Raw genomic sequence first — 17,200 nt, 5'->3', positions numbered from 1 at the left:
CCATGCCCGGCGGCGCTCCCCGCGACAACGCATCGCCCGCCGGCTTGCTGCCTTCTGGAACACTGCCCACGACGGTGGGGCTCCTGCCCAGGCGTCCCGGTGTCTACCTGTTCAAGGACGCCGCAGGCCGCGTGCTGTACGTGGGCAAGGCCGCGTCCCTGCGCGCTCGTGTCCGCCAGTACTTCCAGGCGCCCTCTGCGGAGTCCAATCCCCGGCTCCGCATGCTGGTTCCAAGGATCGCCGCCGTGGACACGATCGTCACGGCGAACGAGGTCGAGGCCCTCATCCTCGAGACCAACCTCATCAAGCAGCACCAGCCGCCGTTCAACATCCGCATGGCCGACGACAAGGCGTATCCGTACATCAAGTTGACCGGGGAGCCCTACCCCAGGATCGTCATGACACGCAGGGTTGCACGCGACCGCGGCCGGTACTTCGGGCCATATCCCTACCACGAGCCCAAACTGATCGGCCGGACGATCCGCTTGATCCGCCGGCTTTTCCGGTTGCGGACCTGTCCGATCGAAATCACCCGCGCCCTCCCCAGGCCGTGCCTGGACCACGCCATGGAACTGTGCAGCGCGCCCTGTGTCGCCTGGGGCGCATCGCCCGAGGAATACCAGGAGCAGGTCCGGCAGGCCGCGCTCTTCATGGAGGGGCGCCGCGAGGACCTCTTTGAAGATCTGCGCACTCAGATGGCAGATGCGGCCGCGGCCATGGAGTACGAGAGGGCGGCCCAACTGCGCGACCAGATCCAGGCGATGGAGGCGATCGGTGAGAAGCAGCGCGTCACCACGGCGGGGCTGGAGGACCGCGACATCGCCGCCGTGGTCCAGTCCGGGGATGTGGCCTGCGTTGAGGTGATCACGATCCGCGCAGGCCGGATCCAGGACCAGGAACACATGCTGCTCTCAGGCACGCGGGGCATGGAGCCCGGCGAGGTCCTGGCACAGGCCCTGGCGCGGCATTACAGCGACCTGCAGGTGCTGCCCAGGGAACTGCTCGTGGACGTGGAGCCCGAAGGCAGCGCCGCGCTTGGGGCGTGGCTCAGTTCCCGGCGGGGCAGCCGCGTGGAGGTGGAGGTGCCCAGGCGGGGCGATCGCCGCCGGTTGGTGGATCTGGCCCGCGAGAACGCCGCGCTCTGCCTGCAGCAGGCACGGGCCCGCGAGGTGGGGCCGTCCGGCGTTGGCGTGGCCGAGCTGGGGGAGGCGCTCGGGCTGGAAGCCATGCCGTTCCGCATCGAGGGGTACGACATCAGCCACTTCCAGGGTGGCGAAGCGATCGGCTCGCTCGTGGTGTTCGAGGGGGGCAGGCCGCGCAAGGCTGACTACCGGCAGTTCCGCATGCGCGCATCCGGCGCAGGGGATGACTACGCTATGCTGCAGGAGGTGATCCGGCGTCGCTTCGTCCGGGCCCGGACCGAGCAGGAGCAACTCGACCGCGGCGATCCGGTGCGCCCCCGGTGGTCGGTCCTACCCGACCTGATCCTGGTGGACGGAGGGCGGGGGCAGCTCAACGCCGCGCTCGAGGTGCTCTTTGATCACAACGTGGCAGTGCCGGTTGTGGGACTGGCCAAGGAGCAGGAGGAGATGTACCTGACGGGCAGGCCCGAGCCGCTGCGCCTCCCCGCGGAGTCGCAGGCGCTGAACCTGGTCCGCCACCTGCGCGACGAGGCCCACCGTTTCGCGAACGCGGCCGGCCGTCGGCTACGGGAGCGGCGGATCGTGTTCTCGGTCCTGGATGAGATCCCGGGGATCGGCGAGCGCCGCAAGCGCGACCTGATCCGTCGGTTCGGGTCTGTGCGCGGCGTGCGTGCCGCCCCGGTGGAGGCGCTGGCCGAGGTACTGGGTGCCAAGCTGGCCGCGCGCGTGCAGGCCCACTTGGCCGGCGGCGGGCCCCGGCCTCTTGACAGCGCCGCGGCCGGTGATACCATATAGCCATAGTTTGTGCTATATGGAGGTGGGTAATGCGACTCGTGTCCACGGCCGAACTGAAGAACCGCACGAACGAAGTGCTGCGCACGGTGCAGGCAGGGGAGCCGGTGATCATCACGCGCCACGGCCGCCCCGTGGCGTCGCTGACGGGTCTGGTCGGAGGCAACCTGTCGGGCCTGCTGTCAGGCTCAGGGGGCATCGCTTCCCGGGCGACCGGTGCACGCGTGCCGTCAGGTGGATACGCCTATGCCGCGTTCGCGCTGCCCTTCGGCACGTTCTACGTGGCGTTTGGATCACTGGGGCCTGCCTTCGCCCGGATCGCTACCTCGTCCGAGGCGTTCGAGCGCGATGCCGGCCGCTATCTCGGCACGACCGTGCGCCGCGCTGCCCGGCCCCGATGGCTGGCGGATGCGGTCAGGGGCGCGGTGCGGCTCCGCACGGCGTTCGGCGGGCCGGTGGATCTCACCCGCGCCGGACCGTTCGAGCAGGAGGTCCTGGCGGCTCTGCGCAGGATCCCTACCGGAGAGGTCCGGACCTACGGCGAGATCGCGCGCGCAGTGGGGCAGCCCGGAGCCGCGCGGGCCGTGGGCACCGCCTGTGCCCGCAACCCGGTGCCGCTGCTCATCCCGTGCCATCGCGTGGTGCGCAGCGACGGAGGCCTGGGAGGGTACTCGCTGACAGGAGGCGTGGGCCTGAAGCGGCGCCTGCTGGAATCCGAAGGCGCGCTCCCGAGGTTGCCCCTTCCGCGAGCGGCCGGCCGCTCGCGGTGAGGATTCCGGGGCGCCCTTTATGCCGGCGGTGGTGATGAGGATTTCGGAATGCCCTTGATGCCCGCGGTGGTGATGGAACGGGTGACGCGCCGCTTCCCCTCTGGGCGCGGGGAGCCCGGGCGTGACATTGTCGCGCTGGACGGCGTCAGCCTCACGGTGGCTGCCGGGGGCATCTTTGGTTTGCTCGGCCCCAACGGCGCAGGGAAGACCACGCTGCTGCGCCTGGTGAGCACCTTGCTGTCGCCTTCCCGCGGCCGCATCGCGGTATTGGGGCGCGATACGAGGCGCTACCCCGAGGAGGTACGCCGCAGGATCGGCGCGGTTCTGGGAGGCGAGCGGTCGGTCTACTGGCGTCTTAGCGGGCGCGAGAACCTGCTCTATGCAGGAGCGCTACACGACCTGCCGCCCCGTGTCGCTGCAGGCCGCGCGGACGAACTGCTCCGCATGGTGGCCTTGACCGAGCGCGCGGACGACCTGGTGGAGCGGTACAGCAGCGGCATGCGCCAGCGCCTAGCGCTCGCGCGGGCGTTGGTGCACGACCCCGCGTTGCTGATTCTGGATGAGCCGACCGCTGGCATGGACCCGCAGGCGGCCGCGGAGGTCCGCGCGCTTCTGGCAGCCCTGGCCCGCGACGGCGGGCGCACGGTCCTGATCGCGACCCACAACCTGGACGAAGCCGACCGCCTCTGCGGAACCGTTGCCATCCTGGACCGGGGGTGCCTGGTTGCGCTCGACCGACCCGGCGCGCTCAAGGCCCGTCTTCCGGCGGACGAGCGGACCGGCGGCGGCGCGCCGACACTCGAGGCGGTCTTCATGGCGCTCACTGGGCGCTCCCTTTCGGCCGCCGACCAGCCCGCGTGGCCGCAATGACAGCACGGCCGCGCCTTCCCAGATCCCTGCCGAGGACGCGTCCGGCCCTGGAGCCTGCCCTGGGCCTCATGCTCGCAACGGTTGTATGCCTGGCGATTGCCACCGGCCCGGCGCGCATCCCACTTCGGACCGTCGTGGCCGTGTTGCTCGAGCGCCTTGGCGTGCCGCTCGCGGCCACATGGACCGATGCCACCGCCTCCATTGTGCTGGATCTGCGGCTTCCCCGCGCGCTGCTGGCGGTGACCGTCGGCGCGGCGCTGGCAGGGGCCGGCGCGGTTTTCCAGGGGCTCCTGCGTAATCCGCTGGCCGATCCTTACATCATAGGCGTTTCCGCCGGGGCTGCCTTCGGTGCCACCCTGGCGCTGACGACAGGATTGGCCGGGAGCGTCCTGGGCGTCGCGGCCACCCCCATGCTGGCGTTCGCCGGCGCGGTGGGTGCGACAACGCTGGTGTACTCGCTGGCGCGGCGCGGAGGTGACGCGCCGGTAGAAGACCTGCTGCTGGCGGGAATAGCGGTGAGCGCGTTCCTGGCCGCGGTCATCTCGTGGCTCCAACTGGCCGGCGGCGAGAGCCTTCAGCGCGTCATCTTCTGGCTGATGGGCGGGTTCTCGGGCCGCGGCTGGCCGCACCTGGCGATGGCGGCTCCCCTGGTCGCAGTGGGGCTTGGGATCGCCTGGTTGTACGGGCGAGATCTCAACTCCCTGCTGCTGGGCGACGAGGCGGCCCGCGCCATGGGCGTGGACGTGCCCAGAACCCGACGGCTGCTCGTGGCCGCCGGAGCGATGATGGCCGCTGCCGCGGTGTCTGCTGCCGGGCTCATCGGATTTGTAGGCCTGATCGTGCCTCACCTGATGCGCCTGATGGTGGGCCCCGACCACCGGCGGCTTGTGCCCGCCTCCGCCCTGGGAGGCGCCGTGCTCCTCGTCCTGGCGGACGTGGCCGCGCGCTCCGCGGTGACTGCAACCGAGTTGCCGGTGGGCATCCTGACCGCGGCGCTGGGCGCACCGTTCTTCCTGCTCGTGCTGCTACGCGAGCGCCGGCGGTTCTGGACTTAGCCGCCGGGCGTGGCTATAATCGGGGTGCGTCTGAGTGCGAGCGGGAGTAGCTCAGGGGTAGAGCGTCTCCTTGCCAAGGAGAAGGTCGTGGGTTCAAATCCCATCTCCCGCTCCACGAGAGATCGTTACGTATCTGCCTGCTGAGGCGGCGTAGCCAAGAGGCAAGGCAGGGGTCTGCAAAACCCCCATACGCCGGTTCGAATCCGGCCGCCGCCTCCACTTCAAGGCGCTCGCGTCCTAGGCGCACGCGTTCAAGACGCTCGCGGGATCCACTGCAACAGGGTTGGGCCTTCTCAGGTTGGGCGGGTGGCGGAACGGTAGACGCAGAGGACTTAAACTCCTCCGGGCTGAGTGCCCATGGGGGTTCGATTCCCTCCCCGCCCACCAGTTGCGTACGCGGCAGGATTCAGCCGGCGTGTTCCCTCGTGCTCGGGCGGGCCCTATCCCGGGGGACGAAAGAACAGAAAGTAGAGGATCAGGCCGGTCAGCAGCCAGAAGATCGCATCCATCGGAAGACCTCCGAGACGAAGACGAAACGAAGATTCGACGTCCGAACGGCGCGTCCTGCGCGCGTTGACGGTCATTTTCGCTCTGCTATAATACGCGAGGACGAGCCCACGTAGCTCAGGCGGCAGAGCGTGTCCTTGGTAAGGACAAGGTCACCGGTTCGAATCCGGTCGTGGGCTCCATCAGCAACCGGTCGCACGGCTGGCGGCCGGGCCTTTGAGAGGAGTCACCGACGATGGCCAAGCAGAAGTTTGAGCGGACGAAGCCGCACGTAAACATAGGGACGATAGGTCACGTAGACCATGGGAAGACTACGCTGACGGCGGCGGTGACGCACGCGCTGGCGGTGGTGGGGAAGACGAAGGCGATGGGGTTTTACGAGATTGACAACGCTCCGGAGGAGAAGGAGCGTGGGATCACGATAGCGATCAGCCACGTAGAGTACGAGACAGGGGCGAGGCACTACGCGCACGTAGACTGTCCTGGTCACGCTGACTACATCAAGAACATGATCACTGGGGCAGCGCAGATGGACGGAGCGATCCTGGTGGTATCGGCGGCGGACGGGCCGATGCCGCAGACGCGGGAGCACATCTTGCTGGCGCGGCAGGTGAACGTACCGTACGTGGTGGTGTTCTTGAACAAGGTAGACATGGTAGACGATCCTGAGTTGCTGGAGCTGGTGGAGGTAGAGGTGAGGGAACTGCTGAGCGCCTACCAGTTTCCGGGTGAGGAGCTGCCGGTGATCCGGGGGTCGGCGCTGCGTGCGCTGGAGGCGCTGCAGATGAACCCGAAGACGCAGCGTGGGGAGAACGAGTGGGTAGACGGGATCTGGGCGTTGATGGACGCGGTGGACCGGTACATTCCTACGCCGCAGCGGGAGGTAGAGAAGCCGTTCCTGATGGCGGTAGAGGACATATTCACGATCACTGGGCGGGGGACGGTAGCGACGGGGCGAGTGGAGCGTGGGAAGCTGAGCGTAGGGGAGGAAGTGGAGATAGTAGGGTTGCGGCCCGAGGCGCGGCGGACGGTGGTGACTGGGTTGGAGATGTTCCGGAAGTCGCTGGAGGAGACGCTGGCCGGGGACAACGTGGGCGTATTGCTGCGAGGGGTAGAGAAGGACGAGGTAGAGCGCGGGATGGTGCTGGCGAAGCCCGGGTCAATCAAGCCGCACACGGACTTTCAGGCGGAGGTATACGTACTGGCCAAGGAGGAGGGGGGACGGCACACGCCGTTCTTCACGGGATACCGGCCGCAGTTCTACTTTCGGACGACGGACGTGACCGGGGACATAGTGCTGCCCGAAGGGGTAGAGATGGTGATGCCGGGCGACAACATCACGATGGGGGTGAAGCTGATCACCCCGGTGGCGCTGGAGGAGGGCCTGCGGTTTGCGATCCGGGAAGGCGGACGGACGGTCGGCGCCGGCGTCGTTGTGAAGGTGGAGGAGTAGCCGATGCCGCGCGACATCATCACGCTCGCCTGCACCGAGTGCAAGCGGCGTAACTACACGACCACGAAGAACAAGAAGAACGATCCCGACCGGATCGAGGTGTCGAAGTACTGCAGGTGGTGTCGCAAGCATACCACCCACCGCGAGACGCGCTAGCCGCCGGCGAGGCACGCCGGATGCGGTTGCGGTGGGAGCGGCATCTTCCTATAATGAAGGACGGCGCAGGGGCGTAGCTCCAATTGGTAGAGCGCCGGTCTCCAAAACCGGGTGTTGGGGGTTCGAATCCCTCCGCCCCTGCCAGACCAGATCCATCTGGGACGCGGGCTCTGCCGCACTGACTCAGGCGGAACAGTCGCGTCGCTTCCGCAGCCCTTCCGACGTTGAGCCAAACCTCTCCAGCCGGCTCCCTGCTTCGACCATCAGGAGCCCCATCTGGCTGATGACCCAGCGGGCCGGACCCAGGACACCGCGGGCACCTGCCTCCTCCCGGTCCTCGCAGGTCTTCTCGTTTGACTTCGCGGCCCTCAGCGCGCCGATCGCCATACTGCGGGACTCGGCCTCCCGCAGGGCCTCCTGGACATACTGCTTTGCGAGCAGTTCAAGCAATAGCGGTGAGTGTATCATTTCCTCCTCCTTTTGCGCGATCCCCATTGCCTACGCGATTGGCCCCTGTATCACCCGTTCGGCCGGCGCCTGTGTGCGTCGGCGCATGACCTGCCGCATGGCCGACCCCAACGCCTCGATCCCGCGCTGGATCTCGGGCTCGTCCGGCACGCTGAAGTTGAGCCGGCACGTGTTAGAAGGCCCACCCCCTGGATACAGGTAGTGGCCCGGCAGGAAGACGACACCGCGCGGCGCGGCAGCATCCAGAAGCTCCTGTGCCACCACCTGCTGTGGCAGCTCGAGCCACATGGACATGCCCCCGCCCGGAGGTGTCCACCTGGCTTGCCGTGGGAGGTGGCGCCGCAGAGCGGCGTCCATGGCCCGGCAGCGTGACGCGTAGACGGCCCTCACGGTGTCCACGTGCCCGTCGAGCCACCCGCGCGCCATGAGCTCGAGCACGAGGTGCTGGCTCAGCGACGCGGGCTGAGAGTCACTCAGGGCCTTCAGCCGCGCGGCCGCCTCGGCCACAGGCTGTGGTGCCACCAGCCAGCCGACCCGCAGCCCGGAAGCCAGAACCTTGGATACCGTGCCCAGGTAGAGCACGTGGCCGCTGCCGTCAAGCGCCTTCAGCCTTGGCGGAGGCGGCTCATCGAAGTACAGATCGCTGAAAGGGTCGTCCTCGATGATCGGAACCTGGTACCGCCGGGCGAGTCCCAGGAGCTTTTCTCTCCGATCGAGACTCATCGTCATTCCGGTAGGGTTCTGGAACGTCGGTACGGTGTAGATGAACCGTGGCCGGTATCGGGCGACCATGAACTCGGCCTGGTCCACATCCATCCCGTCCCGATCCATCGGGATGCCGATAACACGCAGGCCCTCGGCCTGGAAGGTGTCAATCGCTCCCAGGTACGTTGGCGACTCGACGACCACGGTGTCACCGGGCTCTGTCAGGAGTCTAACGAGCAGATCGAACCCCTGCTGTGCGCCGTTGATCACTGCGATCCGATCCGCGTCCGCCTCGATCCCGGACCTGGCCAATCTCGAGGCGATCGCCTCGCGCAGGGCAGGTACCCCCTGTTTCGGACCGAAACTCACCGCGGCGACTGGCGACTCGCGCAGGACGGCCTCACCGGCCTGCCTTATCCGATCCAGCGGCAGGAGTGAGGTGTCGGGCACGCCGTTGCAGAGTTGGGCCAGGTCGGCCCTGTTGCACAGATCGGCAAGCGCCTTGAGCCCTGCGGGTTTCTCCTCCTGCAACCGCTTCGCCAGGTTGGTCGTGTGGGCCGTCCAGGCCAGAGGCCTGACGCCCGGGCCTCCGTAGGTGAGTCCAGGTGGCGGCGCGGCGACAAGGGTCCCGCGTCCAACGCGCGCCTCGACTAGCCCTTCCGCGGCGAGATCGTCATAGGCGCTGACGACCGTGGTCCTCGACACGCCCAGCTTCTCGGCCATCTTCCGCTCAGGCAGGAGCCGGGTCCCCCCTGGAAGATCGCCTCTGAGTATCTGCTCCCGGAGCTGGTTCCGGATCTGGATGTAGGCCGGTATCGGATTCTCGCGGTCAACTGTGATGGCCATGGCGATGCTCCTAGAGGATATATCCAATAAGACCATATCTTGCGTATTAGGCAGGGTAAAGTGCCAATTGGACTGTTTCTTGGATATCCAATCGGGCCGCCCAGGCGCGCGGGCTCAGGCCAGCCGGCGCATCCCTGCCCGGTCGTGATAGAATCCCGGGAGAACGGGAAACCGGGAAGACAGGCGAGATGGAGGGATCCATGGGAAGCGACCGCTATCGTCGCGTCCGCGTCAGCGAACTCGACGGGTTCCAACATGCCCGGGACGACTACTGGTACCGCCCGCTGGTCTTTGGGAAGGGCCTTTTCACCTACGTGGCCTATGTACCGCCCGGAGGGTTCATGCCTCCGCACGGCCACGAGGAGGACGCGTACGAACTGTCGTTCTTCATGCTGGAAGGCGAGCTGGAGATCACGCTGGAGGGCGAGACCTTCGTGGCGGCGCCGGGTGAGGCCATACACGTGGATCCGGGGGTCTCGCTGGGCGTCCGCAACTCCGGTAGCAGAACCGCCAGTTTCCTGTTGACGTTTTCGCCGCCGCCTCCGATTCCGTCGCCGGAGGCGCTCAGGGAGCGCTACGAGCGCCGGGGAAGCGGGATCAAGTCCCGGGAAGAGATGGAAGCCCTCATAAGGCAGACGCAGGTCAGCCGATAAACCTGTCCAACGCTTCCTTCAGGTCTCCTATCGCCGAGGTGATGTTGCCGCGGTCATTCGCTTCCACGATGCAGTGCTCGAGGTGGTCTTCGAGCAGCACGCGCGCGGCCTGGTCCAGTGCGGCCCGGGCCGCCGCTATCTGAACGAGAACCTCGGGACAGGGACGCCCCTCGCTTACCATCGTGCGTATGCTGCGGACGTGTCCCTCGATGCGCGCCAGCCGGTTCGTCACCTTGACGGTCCTGGTATGCGGCATGCTGCGCCCCCATGGCCCCGGCCCGTTCCTGCCGCGCGGTCGGCGGCCGTGCGCAGTATATCACCGCTCCTTGACGGCCTTCCAGCGCCGTGCTACCGTGACTCCAATCTGACCCCCCGGGGGGGATCTGGCGAACACCCGCCCCAGGGGCTGATCCGATCCGGACCGGAGGTCTTGCCGTGAACCTGTACCCCACACCCGGCACGCTGCTGGTGCTGGCCACATACGGGCTCGAGATAGTGGAGGTAGGCGGCACGATCGTGTGGCACGTCCGCGCCGGCGGCCGGGCCCACGCCACCGTGACCCTCTCCCGGCCGGAATCGCGGCCCCAGGTCGAGAGGGCGGCCGCGATTCTTGGCGCAACAGTTGAGTTCTTGGACTTCACGCTGGGTCACGTGGCGCCGGACGTTGAATCCAAGAAGCGGTTCGTGCGTGTGCTCCGTGAGGTCCGGCCTGACGTGGTCATCACGCAGGATCCCGAGCACTCGTTCCACGACCTGGACCCTGACCGGCGACAGGCCATGATCCTCTACCTGGAGGCGATGGCCCTGGCGGGCAGGGATTTCGCCCCAGAGCAGCTCACCGATCTGCCGCGTCACCCCATCCCCACGATCTACTACATGATGCCTGATAGGCCCAACTGCGTCGTGGACATCACCGAGGTCGCAGCGGTGAAGGAGCAGGCGCTGGCCGAACTTGCCAGCCAGCATGCATTCAGCGCGCAGATGATGCGGCGACGGCTGGCCCCCGAGGTGCTCGCGCGCATCGCAGACGCGGATGCCGGGGCGTCCGACCAGGAACTGGGGCTTGCCATCCACCGCCAGACCGACAGGTCCCTGCACCTCTATCACGGGTTGATGAGTCACACGGCGCAGGCCGTGCTGGCCGAGCCATTCCGGCGAGAGGGTGTGTTTACGCTCCCTTACCTGGTACGCTAGGCACAATACCCGGAGGTGATACGATGAGCAGCATGATGCGGTTCCTGGTCGCAGTCGCGCTTGTGTTGGCGCTCGCGGTGCCGTCCGTCGGGCAATCGGGAGTCCTGAGGATGGCGATCGGGCGGGACGAGGGCTCGCTCAACCCGTACACCTATCAGACCGGGTATCCCGGCTGGAACCTGATGACGCTCATCTACGAGCCCCTGTTCACGCTCGACGCCGACAACATCCCGCAGCCCTGGCTCGTGCGTAGATATTCGGTGAGCCCGGACGGCAGGACATGGACGCTCACGCTGCACTCCAACATCAAGTGGCACGACGGGCGCCCCTTGACGGCCGACGACGTGAAGTTCACGTACGAGTACGTGAGGCGGCATGCGCACTCCCGCTGGACCCCGCAGGTACGCCTGATCGAAAGCATCGAGGCCTCGGGCACAACGACCCTGATCATCCGCCTGACCGCTCAGAGCGGCGCATTCCTGACGCAGCCCCTCGCCGACCTGCCGATACTACCCCGGCACATCTGGGAAGGCGTTGCCGAACCGAGGCGATTCAACGACTCGACCGGCAGCGGTCCGTACCGGCTGGCCGAGATGCGCGACGGCCAGTTCTACCGCCTGGTCGCCAACGACGCCTATTTCGGCGGGCGGCCGAAGGTGCGCGAGCTCGTGCTCCCCATCATCCGCGATGCCACGGTGACATTCACGGCGCTTCGGGCAGGCGAGATTGACACCACGGCGAGGGCACTCTCGCCCGAGCTGGTCGCGGAGTTCGAGAAGGCAGGGGGACTGAAGGTCGTCCGCGGGGCAGGATACGCCAGCACCATCCTCCAGTTCAACCTGGAGCACCCCATCCTCAAGGACCTGAAGCTGCGCCAGGCGATCGCTAACGCCATCAACACCCGCCTGATGGTCCGGCTGCTGCTGCTCGGCTACGGCGTCGTGGGGAGCCCGGGATACATTCACCCTGACTCGCCGTTCTACAACCCCGCCGTGACCTTCACGGCGAGCAAGTCGAGGGCGGTGCAGATCCTCAACGAGGCAGGATACGTTGACCGCGACCGCGACGGCATCCGGGACACGCCAGACGGGCGGCCGCTCCGGTTCAACCTGCTCACCCTGGCGGGCAACCCCATACGCGTGCGCGGGGCAGACCTGATGCGCACGTGGCTCCGCGACATCGGGATTGACGCGCGTGTCATTGCGCAGGAGGACGCGAGCATCATCGCGCAGGTGTGGCCCGACTTCGACGTCTGCAAGGGGCGTAGCTTCGACATGGCGGTCTTTGGCTGGTCGGCACCGGTGATGAATCGGACTACCAGCTTGCGCGACTTGTTCCACTCGGACTGCCGGTTCGGAACTCTCAACATCGGCGGGTACAAGAACGCCGAGGTAGATCGGCTGGGCACAGAGCTGGCAGCGGCCGTGGAGCCCGCCAAGCAGAAGCAGACCCTGTTTGAGATGCAGAAGGCAATCGCGGCGGAGCTGCCAGTGCACGTGCTGTTCTACCTGGACGGCATCTACGCGTACCGGCCTGACAAGCACAGCGCCTGGGTCTATCAGAAGGGGCAGGGGATCGTGAACAAGCTGTCGTTCATAGATCCGCCCAAGCGCTGAGCCGGGCGGATCTCGCGTGACGGCGTGAACGACTCCGCCGTGTGGCGCTTTCTGGCCGGGCGGGGAGCCCAGTACCTGCTCGTGCTGGCGCTGACGGTGGCGCTCAACTTCGGCCTGCCGCGGATGATGCCCGGCAGCCCGCTGGTCTTTCTTGCCGGTGAGGACGTGGGGTTCCTGGACGCCGACCAGCGCGCCCAGCTCTACGCGCTCTACGGCCTCGACCAACCGCAGTGGAAGCAGTTCCTCACATACGTCGGCAACCTGGCGCGGGGCGAGCTCGGGTACTCGTTCCAGCGGGGTCGCCCGATCGCAGAGATAGTGGGCGAGCGCCTCCCCTGGACCATGCTGTTGGTCGGGCTGTCGCTCGTGATCGCGACCCTGGTCGGCGCGGCGGTGGGCGCAGTGGCCGCCTGGCGCCGGGGCTCGGCGCTGGATCTCGGAACTCTCGGCGTGGCGATGTTCTTCGAGTCGGTGCCGTCCTTCTGGCTCGGGATGATCTTCATCGCGGTCTTCGCGGCCGGGCTGGGCTGGCTTCCCATCTTCGGGGCCGCCACGCCCGGCGTGACCCTCGCCGGGTGGGCCCTGCTGGTTGACCGCGCGCGCCACCTGGTGCTGCCGCTCGCCACCCTGACCCTGATAACCATCCCTGGCACCCTGCTCATCACCAGGTACTCGATGCTCTCGGTTCTGGGAGAGCAGTACATTGCCACGGCGCGGGCAAAAGGGGTGCACGAGCGGACGGTGCTGCGCCGGCACGCGGTGCGAAACGCCCTCCTGCCTGTGGCGACGGTCTTCATGCTAAACCTGGGATTCGTGGCCAGCGGCGCCACCGTGGTGGAGACCGTCTTCTCATATCCGGGCGTCGGCCGCCTCCTCTACGAGGCGGTGCTCAACCGTGACTACCCTGTGCTGCAGAGCACCTTCCTCATCATTACGGTGAGCGTGATCGTGGCGAACATCGCCTCCGACCTGCTCTACCCGCTCATAGACCCGCGCGTGCGGCGGCGGTGAGAGGCGTGAAGTCGGCGCCCGTTCCACCCGGCGCGCGCCGTCTCAGGTTTGGCGCGGCTGGCTGGGTCGGGGTACTCACGTTGGGTCTCCTCGTCTCAGCCGCGGTGCTGGCCCCGCTGGTGAGCCCGTACAACCCCGAGGAAACCGTGGCCGACCCGTTTCTGGCGCCGACCAGGGCACACCTCCTCGGAACGAACGACATCGGGCAGGACATCCTCAGCGAACTGATCTACGGCGCGCGCATCTCTCTGACCATCGGTTTCATAGCGGCTGCGCTGGCCATCGGGATCGGCACAACCGTCGGCATCGTGGCCGGCTTCTTCGGCGGCTGGGCAGACGCCGTCCTGATGCGGACCGTGGACCTAGTGCTTGTGATCCCGTTCCTGCCGCTGATGATTCTCCTGGCCGCGTACCTGGGCCCCAGCTACTGGAACATCATCATAGTCATCGGGGTGCTGGTGTGGGCCCGGCCTGCGCGCGTCATACGCTCCCAGGTGCTTCAGGTGAAGTCCCTGGACTACGTGGAGGCCGCGCGGGCCCTCGGCTGCCGCCCGGTGCGGGTGATGGCGCGGCACGTGCTGCCGGCCGTCCTGCCGCTCGCGCTGGCCCAGTTCATACTGGCTGCCAGCAACGCGATCCTGATAGAAGCCTCACTCGCGTTCCTCGGCCTGGGGGATCCGACAGCCAAGAGCTGGGGAACGGTGCTCTACTACGCGCAGGTCCGCAACGCCTTCCTCAGCGGCGCATGGATCTGGTGGGTCCTGCCGCCCGGGCTTCTGATCACGGCCGCAACATTGGGGTTCGCCTTCACGGGCTTCGCCCTCGAAGAGCGGCTCAACCCTCGGATGCGCGGCAGCAGCGGCTGCTGACGCTCCCCGGTCGCAAGCCCGCGGGATTTGACACGGTGAACGGTGCAGGATACGATGGGACTATATCCCCCCTGGGGGGATATGGACTCCCACCCGGAGGTGCGCGGATGCACGAGGGCGATCACGGGATTCTCGACCACGAGCACGACCAACGCACCGCCAAGAGCCGGCCTGCAGGAGCCAGCCGCATCGTCGCCGCCGCGGTCGTTGCCGCCTCGGTAGTGCTCTTCTTGGTCTGGCGGTTCCTGTAGTGCCATCAATGCTCTCGACGGCGGCCATCTCCTCCGACCTCAGGGCGCCTGCCTCGCCGCTGCGCGGCATGCCGTGGCGCCGGGGCATGCTCCCGGCAGGGCTGCTGGCGTTGATTCTTGTTGCCCTGATCCCAGGCCTGGATGCGGCGATCGGTTTCGATTTCGCCGTCCTGCCGATGCTGCTGGGTGGGGCGGCGATCGCGTACCCCACGCTTTCCATGATGATCGAGCGCCGCCGTGTGACCGCGGGCACGCTGGTGGTCATAGCCGTGGGTGGCTCCGCGTATCTGGGCGAATACATGGCCGCGGCCGTGGTCTCGTTCATGATGCTGGCCGGAGAGTTCCTCGAGGAAGTGACGCTGCAGCGCACGCGGAACGCGGTGCGAGAGCTCGTGCGCCTGGCTCCGGACGTGGCCTGGGCCGACCGAGGAGGCACCTGGGTGCAGGTACCGATCCGCGAGGTGACGCCCGGGGACCGCGTCCTCGTGAGGCCCGGCGACAGGGTGCCCGTGGACGGCACCGTTGTCTCGGGAGAGGCGTCCCTTTCGGAAGCGACGATCACCGGCGAGGCCATGCCGGTGGACAAGACCACCGGCGACCACGTGTTTGCGGGCACCACCAGCCAGAGCGGCGCGGTCGTGGTGCGGGCCGACCGGGTGGGCCAGGAGACGACGCTGGGCCGGATCATCCAGGTCGTGCGTGCCGCGCAGGAGCAGAAGGGCGCGGTCCAGAAGATCGCCGACCGCTTCGCGACCTACTTCACGCCCGCGATCCTGGCAACCGGAGCGCTGGTCTGGGTGCTCACGCACGACCTGATGAGGGTGATGGCCGTCTTCGTCATCGCGTGTCCCTGCGCTCTGGTCCTTGCCACCCCCACCGCGGTGGTGGCCAGCGTTGGCAACGCGGCCCGCCGCGGCGTGCTGATAAAGGGCGGGGTGGCGCTGGAGGTGGCGGGCCGTGTCACCACCGTGGCGTTCGACAAGACCGGGACGCTGACCACCGGGCACCCCACGGTCGTGGAGGTTGATCCGCTGGGAGGCAGAACCGTTCCGGAGGTCCTGCGGATGGCAGGGGTGGCGGAGCTGCGCTCGGAACACCCCCTGGGCAGGGCCGTGGTCGCGCACGCCCACGCATCCGGGCTGGATCTGCCGGATCCCGAGCGATTCACGACGACCTTTGGCCAGGGCGTTGAGGCCCAGTGGAACGGGTCACGCATCGAGGTGGGCAACCACCGGCTGCTGGCCCCTGATGATCCCGCATCCGCGGCCCTGGCCGCGCACGAGCAGCAGGGCCGCACGGCGCTTGTCGTGCGCGTTGACGGCATGCCCTGGGGCGTGGTGGCCCTGGCAGACGCGCTCCGGCCGCAGGTGCGACTGGCGCTCGAGCGCCTGCGGGAGATGGGGATCCACCGGCTAGTCATGCTGACCGGGGATAACGAGGTGACCGCTGGGGCCATCGCCCGCCAGGCCGGCATAGGCGAGGTGAGGGCAGGCCTTCTGCCGAAGCAGAAGCTCGAGGTAGTGCGGGGGCTGCAGGCGGCGGGCGAGGTGGTGGCCATGGTCGGCGACGGCGTGAACGACGCCCCGGCGCTGGTCCTGGCCGATGTCGGCGTCGCGATGGGTGCCGCCGGTACGGACGTCGCCCTGGAGTCTGCTGACATCGCGCTGATGGGTGACGACCTCACGTTGCTGTCAGAGGTGCTGGCCCTTTCCCGGCGGGCGCTCCAGGTCATCCGCCAGAACATCTGGGGCTTCGCCGTGGCGGTGAACATCATAGGGATCGTGCTGGCAGGCAGCGGTTTCCTCTCTCCCATCGGCGCCGCGGTGGTGCACAATGTGGCTTCCCTCTTCGTGGTCATGAACTCGGGCAGGCTGCTTGCGCACCGGACCCGCGCCGTCACCCGCCGCCTTGCAGCGTCTGCTGCCGCCGCCGCCGGGGCCCTGGCTCTGGTCGCGGCAGGGCTCGGCACAGCCTCTGTCTCTGCCGCCGCAGGCCCCCCGGATCTGGCGCGCGTCAGGATTCTGGCGGTCGCGCCGCTGGCTGACGAGGCTCCGCTCTCGCGGGCCCTGGCCGAGCAGGCATCTGCCTACCTGAGCGACCTGGCCAGGCGCGGTCCGTTCCAGGTCGTCTCGGCGTCGCGCACCCTGCAGGAGATGCGGCTCCTCGGATGGTCGCCGGCGGACCTGATCAGCCCCGCGCGGACCGCGACGCTCGGCACCAGGGTCGGGGCCGACGCGGTGCTCACGGGACGCATCATCGAGGTCCTCCAGGAGTTCGAGAGGGAGCGCCCGGGCCCACGCGTGGCGACGATCTACTCCCGCGTGGTGGTGGATGTCCGGATCCTGGAGGTCGTCTCCCGGCTCAACCTCTGGCAGGAGGAGGTCGCCTGCGAGCAGGCGGCTCCTGCCAGGGCCGCGATGGACTGCGTCGTGCGCATGATCGCATCCCGCCTGGGCGCGCGGATTTGACAGGTCCGGCCGCCGTGGTATACTCGGGTTGCAGTTGTCAGGCCGCAGGTTCTTTTTTTTTGCGTCGGCGAACGCGAGGGAGAGCAGCGATGGCCCGCATGACAGAGGCGAAGCCGGGATCACGCCCAATCCAGAGACAGGTTCGTGCCGTGGCAGCGCGGCGGTGGCCGGCGTTCGTCGAGCGCATCATCGCGTACCTTAGGGAAGTGTGGGTGGAGCTGAACCGCGTGGACTGGCCGACCCGCCGGGAGCTCGTGAGGATGACCATCGTGGTCGTTGTGGTCTTGTCGGTGATGGCGATCTACCTGGGTGCCTTCGACTACATCTACACGGTCCTGGTCAAGGGCGTGCTGCTCCCCACGTCGCCAAGGTAG

Annotated in this window: 16 protein-coding genes and 5 tRNA genes; 18 read left to right on the top strand and 3 right to left on the bottom strand. The window is 67.6% G+C overall.

The genetic code is table 11. From position 1 onward, the window contains the following. Positions 1-2 precede the first annotated feature (2 nt). The 11 genes from uvrC to FJX73_02255 all read left to right on the top strand — a co-directional run bounded on the left by uvrC (position 3) and on the right by FJX73_02255 (position 6,889). Positions 3-1,937: an excinuclease ABC subunit UvrC gene (gene uvrC / locus FJX73_02305; GenBank protein ID MBM3469609.1), complete on the top strand. Its 1,935-nt coding sequence runs from the start codon at positions 3-5 to the stop codon at positions 1,935-1,937. A 29-nt stretch (positions 1,938-1,966) separates the two neighbouring features. Continuing rightward, positions 1,967-2,704, top strand: coding sequence for a type II toxin-antitoxin system prevent-host-death family antitoxin (locus FJX73_02300; protein MBM3469608.1), 738 nt, complete (start codon positions 1,967-1,969; stop codon positions 2,702-2,704). A gap of 48 nt (positions 2,705-2,752) precedes the next feature. Further along, positions 2,753-3,574, top strand: a complete 822-nt coding sequence (locus tag FJX73_02295; GenBank protein ID MBM3469607.1) for an ABC transporter ATP-binding protein — start codon at positions 2,753-2,755, stop codon at positions 3,572-3,574. Then, positions 3,571-4,629 carry an iron chelate uptake ABC transporter family permease subunit gene (locus FJX73_02290; protein MBM3469606.1) on the top strand — a complete coding sequence of 353 codons (1,059 nt, stop codon included), beginning with the start codon at positions 3,571-3,573 and terminating at the stop codon, positions 4,627-4,629. Before FJX73_02295 ends, FJX73_02290 begins: the two co-directional genes overlap by 4 nt. A 40-nt stretch (positions 4,630-4,669) precedes the next feature. Continuing rightward, a tRNA-Gly gene (locus FJX73_02285) sits at positions 4,670-4,744 on the top strand. A 29-nt stretch (positions 4,745-4,773) separates the two neighbouring features. Continuing rightward, positions 4,774-4,848, top strand: a tRNA-Cys gene (locus FJX73_02280). Between the two features lie 81 nt (positions 4,849-4,929). Further along, positions 4,930-5,016, top strand: a tRNA-Leu gene (locus tag FJX73_02275). Between the two features lie 226 nt (positions 5,017-5,242). Then, positions 5,243-5,318, top strand: a tRNA-Thr gene (locus FJX73_02270). A gap of 53 nt (positions 5,319-5,371) precedes the next feature. Then, the gene (gene tuf / locus FJX73_02265) at positions 5,372-6,589 is read left to right on the top strand and encodes an elongation factor Tu (GenBank protein MBM3469605.1); all 1,218 of its coding nucleotides are present in this window, start codon (positions 5,372-5,374) and stop codon (positions 6,587-6,589) included. Between the two features lie 3 nt (positions 6,590-6,592). Then, positions 6,593-6,745: a 50S ribosomal protein L33 gene (gene rpmG, locus FJX73_02260; protein MBM3469604.1), complete on the top strand. Its 153-nt coding sequence runs from the start codon at positions 6,593-6,595 to the stop codon at positions 6,743-6,745. A gap of 67 nt (positions 6,746-6,812) precedes the next feature. After that, positions 6,813-6,889: transfer RNA gene (locus FJX73_02255), tRNA-Trp, on the top strand. A gap of 39 nt (positions 6,890-6,928) precedes the next feature. On the opposite strand, the gene FJX73_02250 is transcribed toward FJX73_02255, so the two are convergent. Together FJX73_02250 and FJX73_02245 are read right to left on the bottom strand one after the other, a co-directional pair. Further along, positions 6,929-7,213 (bottom strand): hypothetical protein, encoded by a 285-nt coding sequence (locus FJX73_02250; GenBank protein ID MBM3469603.1) that lies wholly within the window; start codon positions 7,211-7,213, stop codon positions 6,929-6,931. 30 nt (positions 7,214-7,243) lie between these two features. Beyond that, entirely contained in the window at positions 7,244-8,800 is a 1,557-nt protein-coding gene (locus FJX73_02245) for a PLP-dependent aminotransferase family protein (GenBank protein ID MBM3469602.1), read from the bottom strand. A 152-nt stretch (positions 8,801-8,952) separates the two neighbouring features. Between FJX73_02245 and FJX73_02240 the strand changes: the two genes are divergently transcribed. Continuing rightward, the gene (locus tag FJX73_02240; GenBank protein MBM3469601.1) at positions 8,953-9,417 is read left to right on the top strand and encodes a cupin domain-containing protein; all 465 of its coding nucleotides are present in this window, start codon (positions 8,953-8,955) and stop codon (positions 9,415-9,417) included. On the opposite strand, the gene FJX73_02235 is transcribed toward FJX73_02240, so the two are convergent. Further along, positions 9,407-9,673 carry a metal-sensing transcriptional repressor gene (locus FJX73_02235; GenBank protein MBM3469600.1) on the bottom strand — a complete coding sequence of 89 codons (267 nt, stop codon included), beginning with the start codon at positions 9,671-9,673 and terminating at the stop codon, positions 9,407-9,409. The genes FJX73_02240 and FJX73_02235 overlap by 11 nt on opposite strands. Before the next feature lie 179 nt (positions 9,674-9,852). Between FJX73_02235 and FJX73_02230 the strand changes: the two genes are divergently transcribed. From FJX73_02230 to secE, 6 genes are all read left to right on the top strand, one after another. Further along, positions 9,853-10,611 (top strand): GlcNAc-PI de-N-acetylase, encoded by a 759-nt coding sequence (locus FJX73_02230; protein MBM3469599.1) that lies wholly within the window; start codon positions 9,853-9,855, stop codon positions 10,609-10,611. A 23-nt stretch (positions 10,612-10,634) separates the two neighbouring features. Continuing rightward, complete coding sequence (locus FJX73_02225; GenBank protein ID MBM3469598.1) at positions 10,635-12,227, top strand: ABC transporter substrate-binding protein; 1,593 nt, start codon at positions 10,635-10,637, stop codon at positions 12,225-12,227. 39 nt (positions 12,228-12,266) lie between these two features. After that, the gene (locus tag FJX73_02220; GenBank protein ID MBM3469597.1) at positions 12,267-13,238 is read left to right on the top strand and encodes an ABC transporter permease; all 972 of its coding nucleotides are present in this window, start codon (positions 12,267-12,269) and stop codon (positions 13,236-13,238) included. 5 nt (positions 13,239-13,243) lie between these two features. Then, positions 13,244-14,107 carry an ABC transporter permease gene (locus FJX73_02215; protein ID MBM3469596.1) on the top strand — a complete coding sequence of 288 codons (864 nt, stop codon included), beginning with the start codon at positions 13,244-13,246 and terminating at the stop codon, positions 14,105-14,107. 319 nt (positions 14,108-14,426) lie between these two features. Beyond that, positions 14,427-16,826, top strand: a complete 2,400-nt coding sequence (gene cadA / locus FJX73_02210) for a cadmium-translocating P-type ATPase (protein ID MBM3469595.1) — start codon at positions 14,427-14,429, stop codon at positions 16,824-16,826. Next, on the top strand, positions 16,526-17,200 hold the full coding sequence (gene secE, locus FJX73_02205) for a preprotein translocase subunit SecE (GenBank protein ID MBM3469594.1): 675 nt from the start codon (positions 16,526-16,528) through the stop codon (positions 17,198-17,200). The genes cadA and secE overlap by 301 nt, the downstream gene beginning before the upstream one ends.

It is taken from the genome of Armatimonadota bacterium (assembly GCA_016869025.1).
Lineage (GTDB): Bacteria > Sysuimicrobiota > Sysuimicrobiia > Sysuimicrobiales > Humicultoraceae > VGFA01.
The sequence above is the reverse complement of the archived record's forward strand: the minus strand, read 5'-3'. Positions and strand labels throughout refer to the sequence as shown.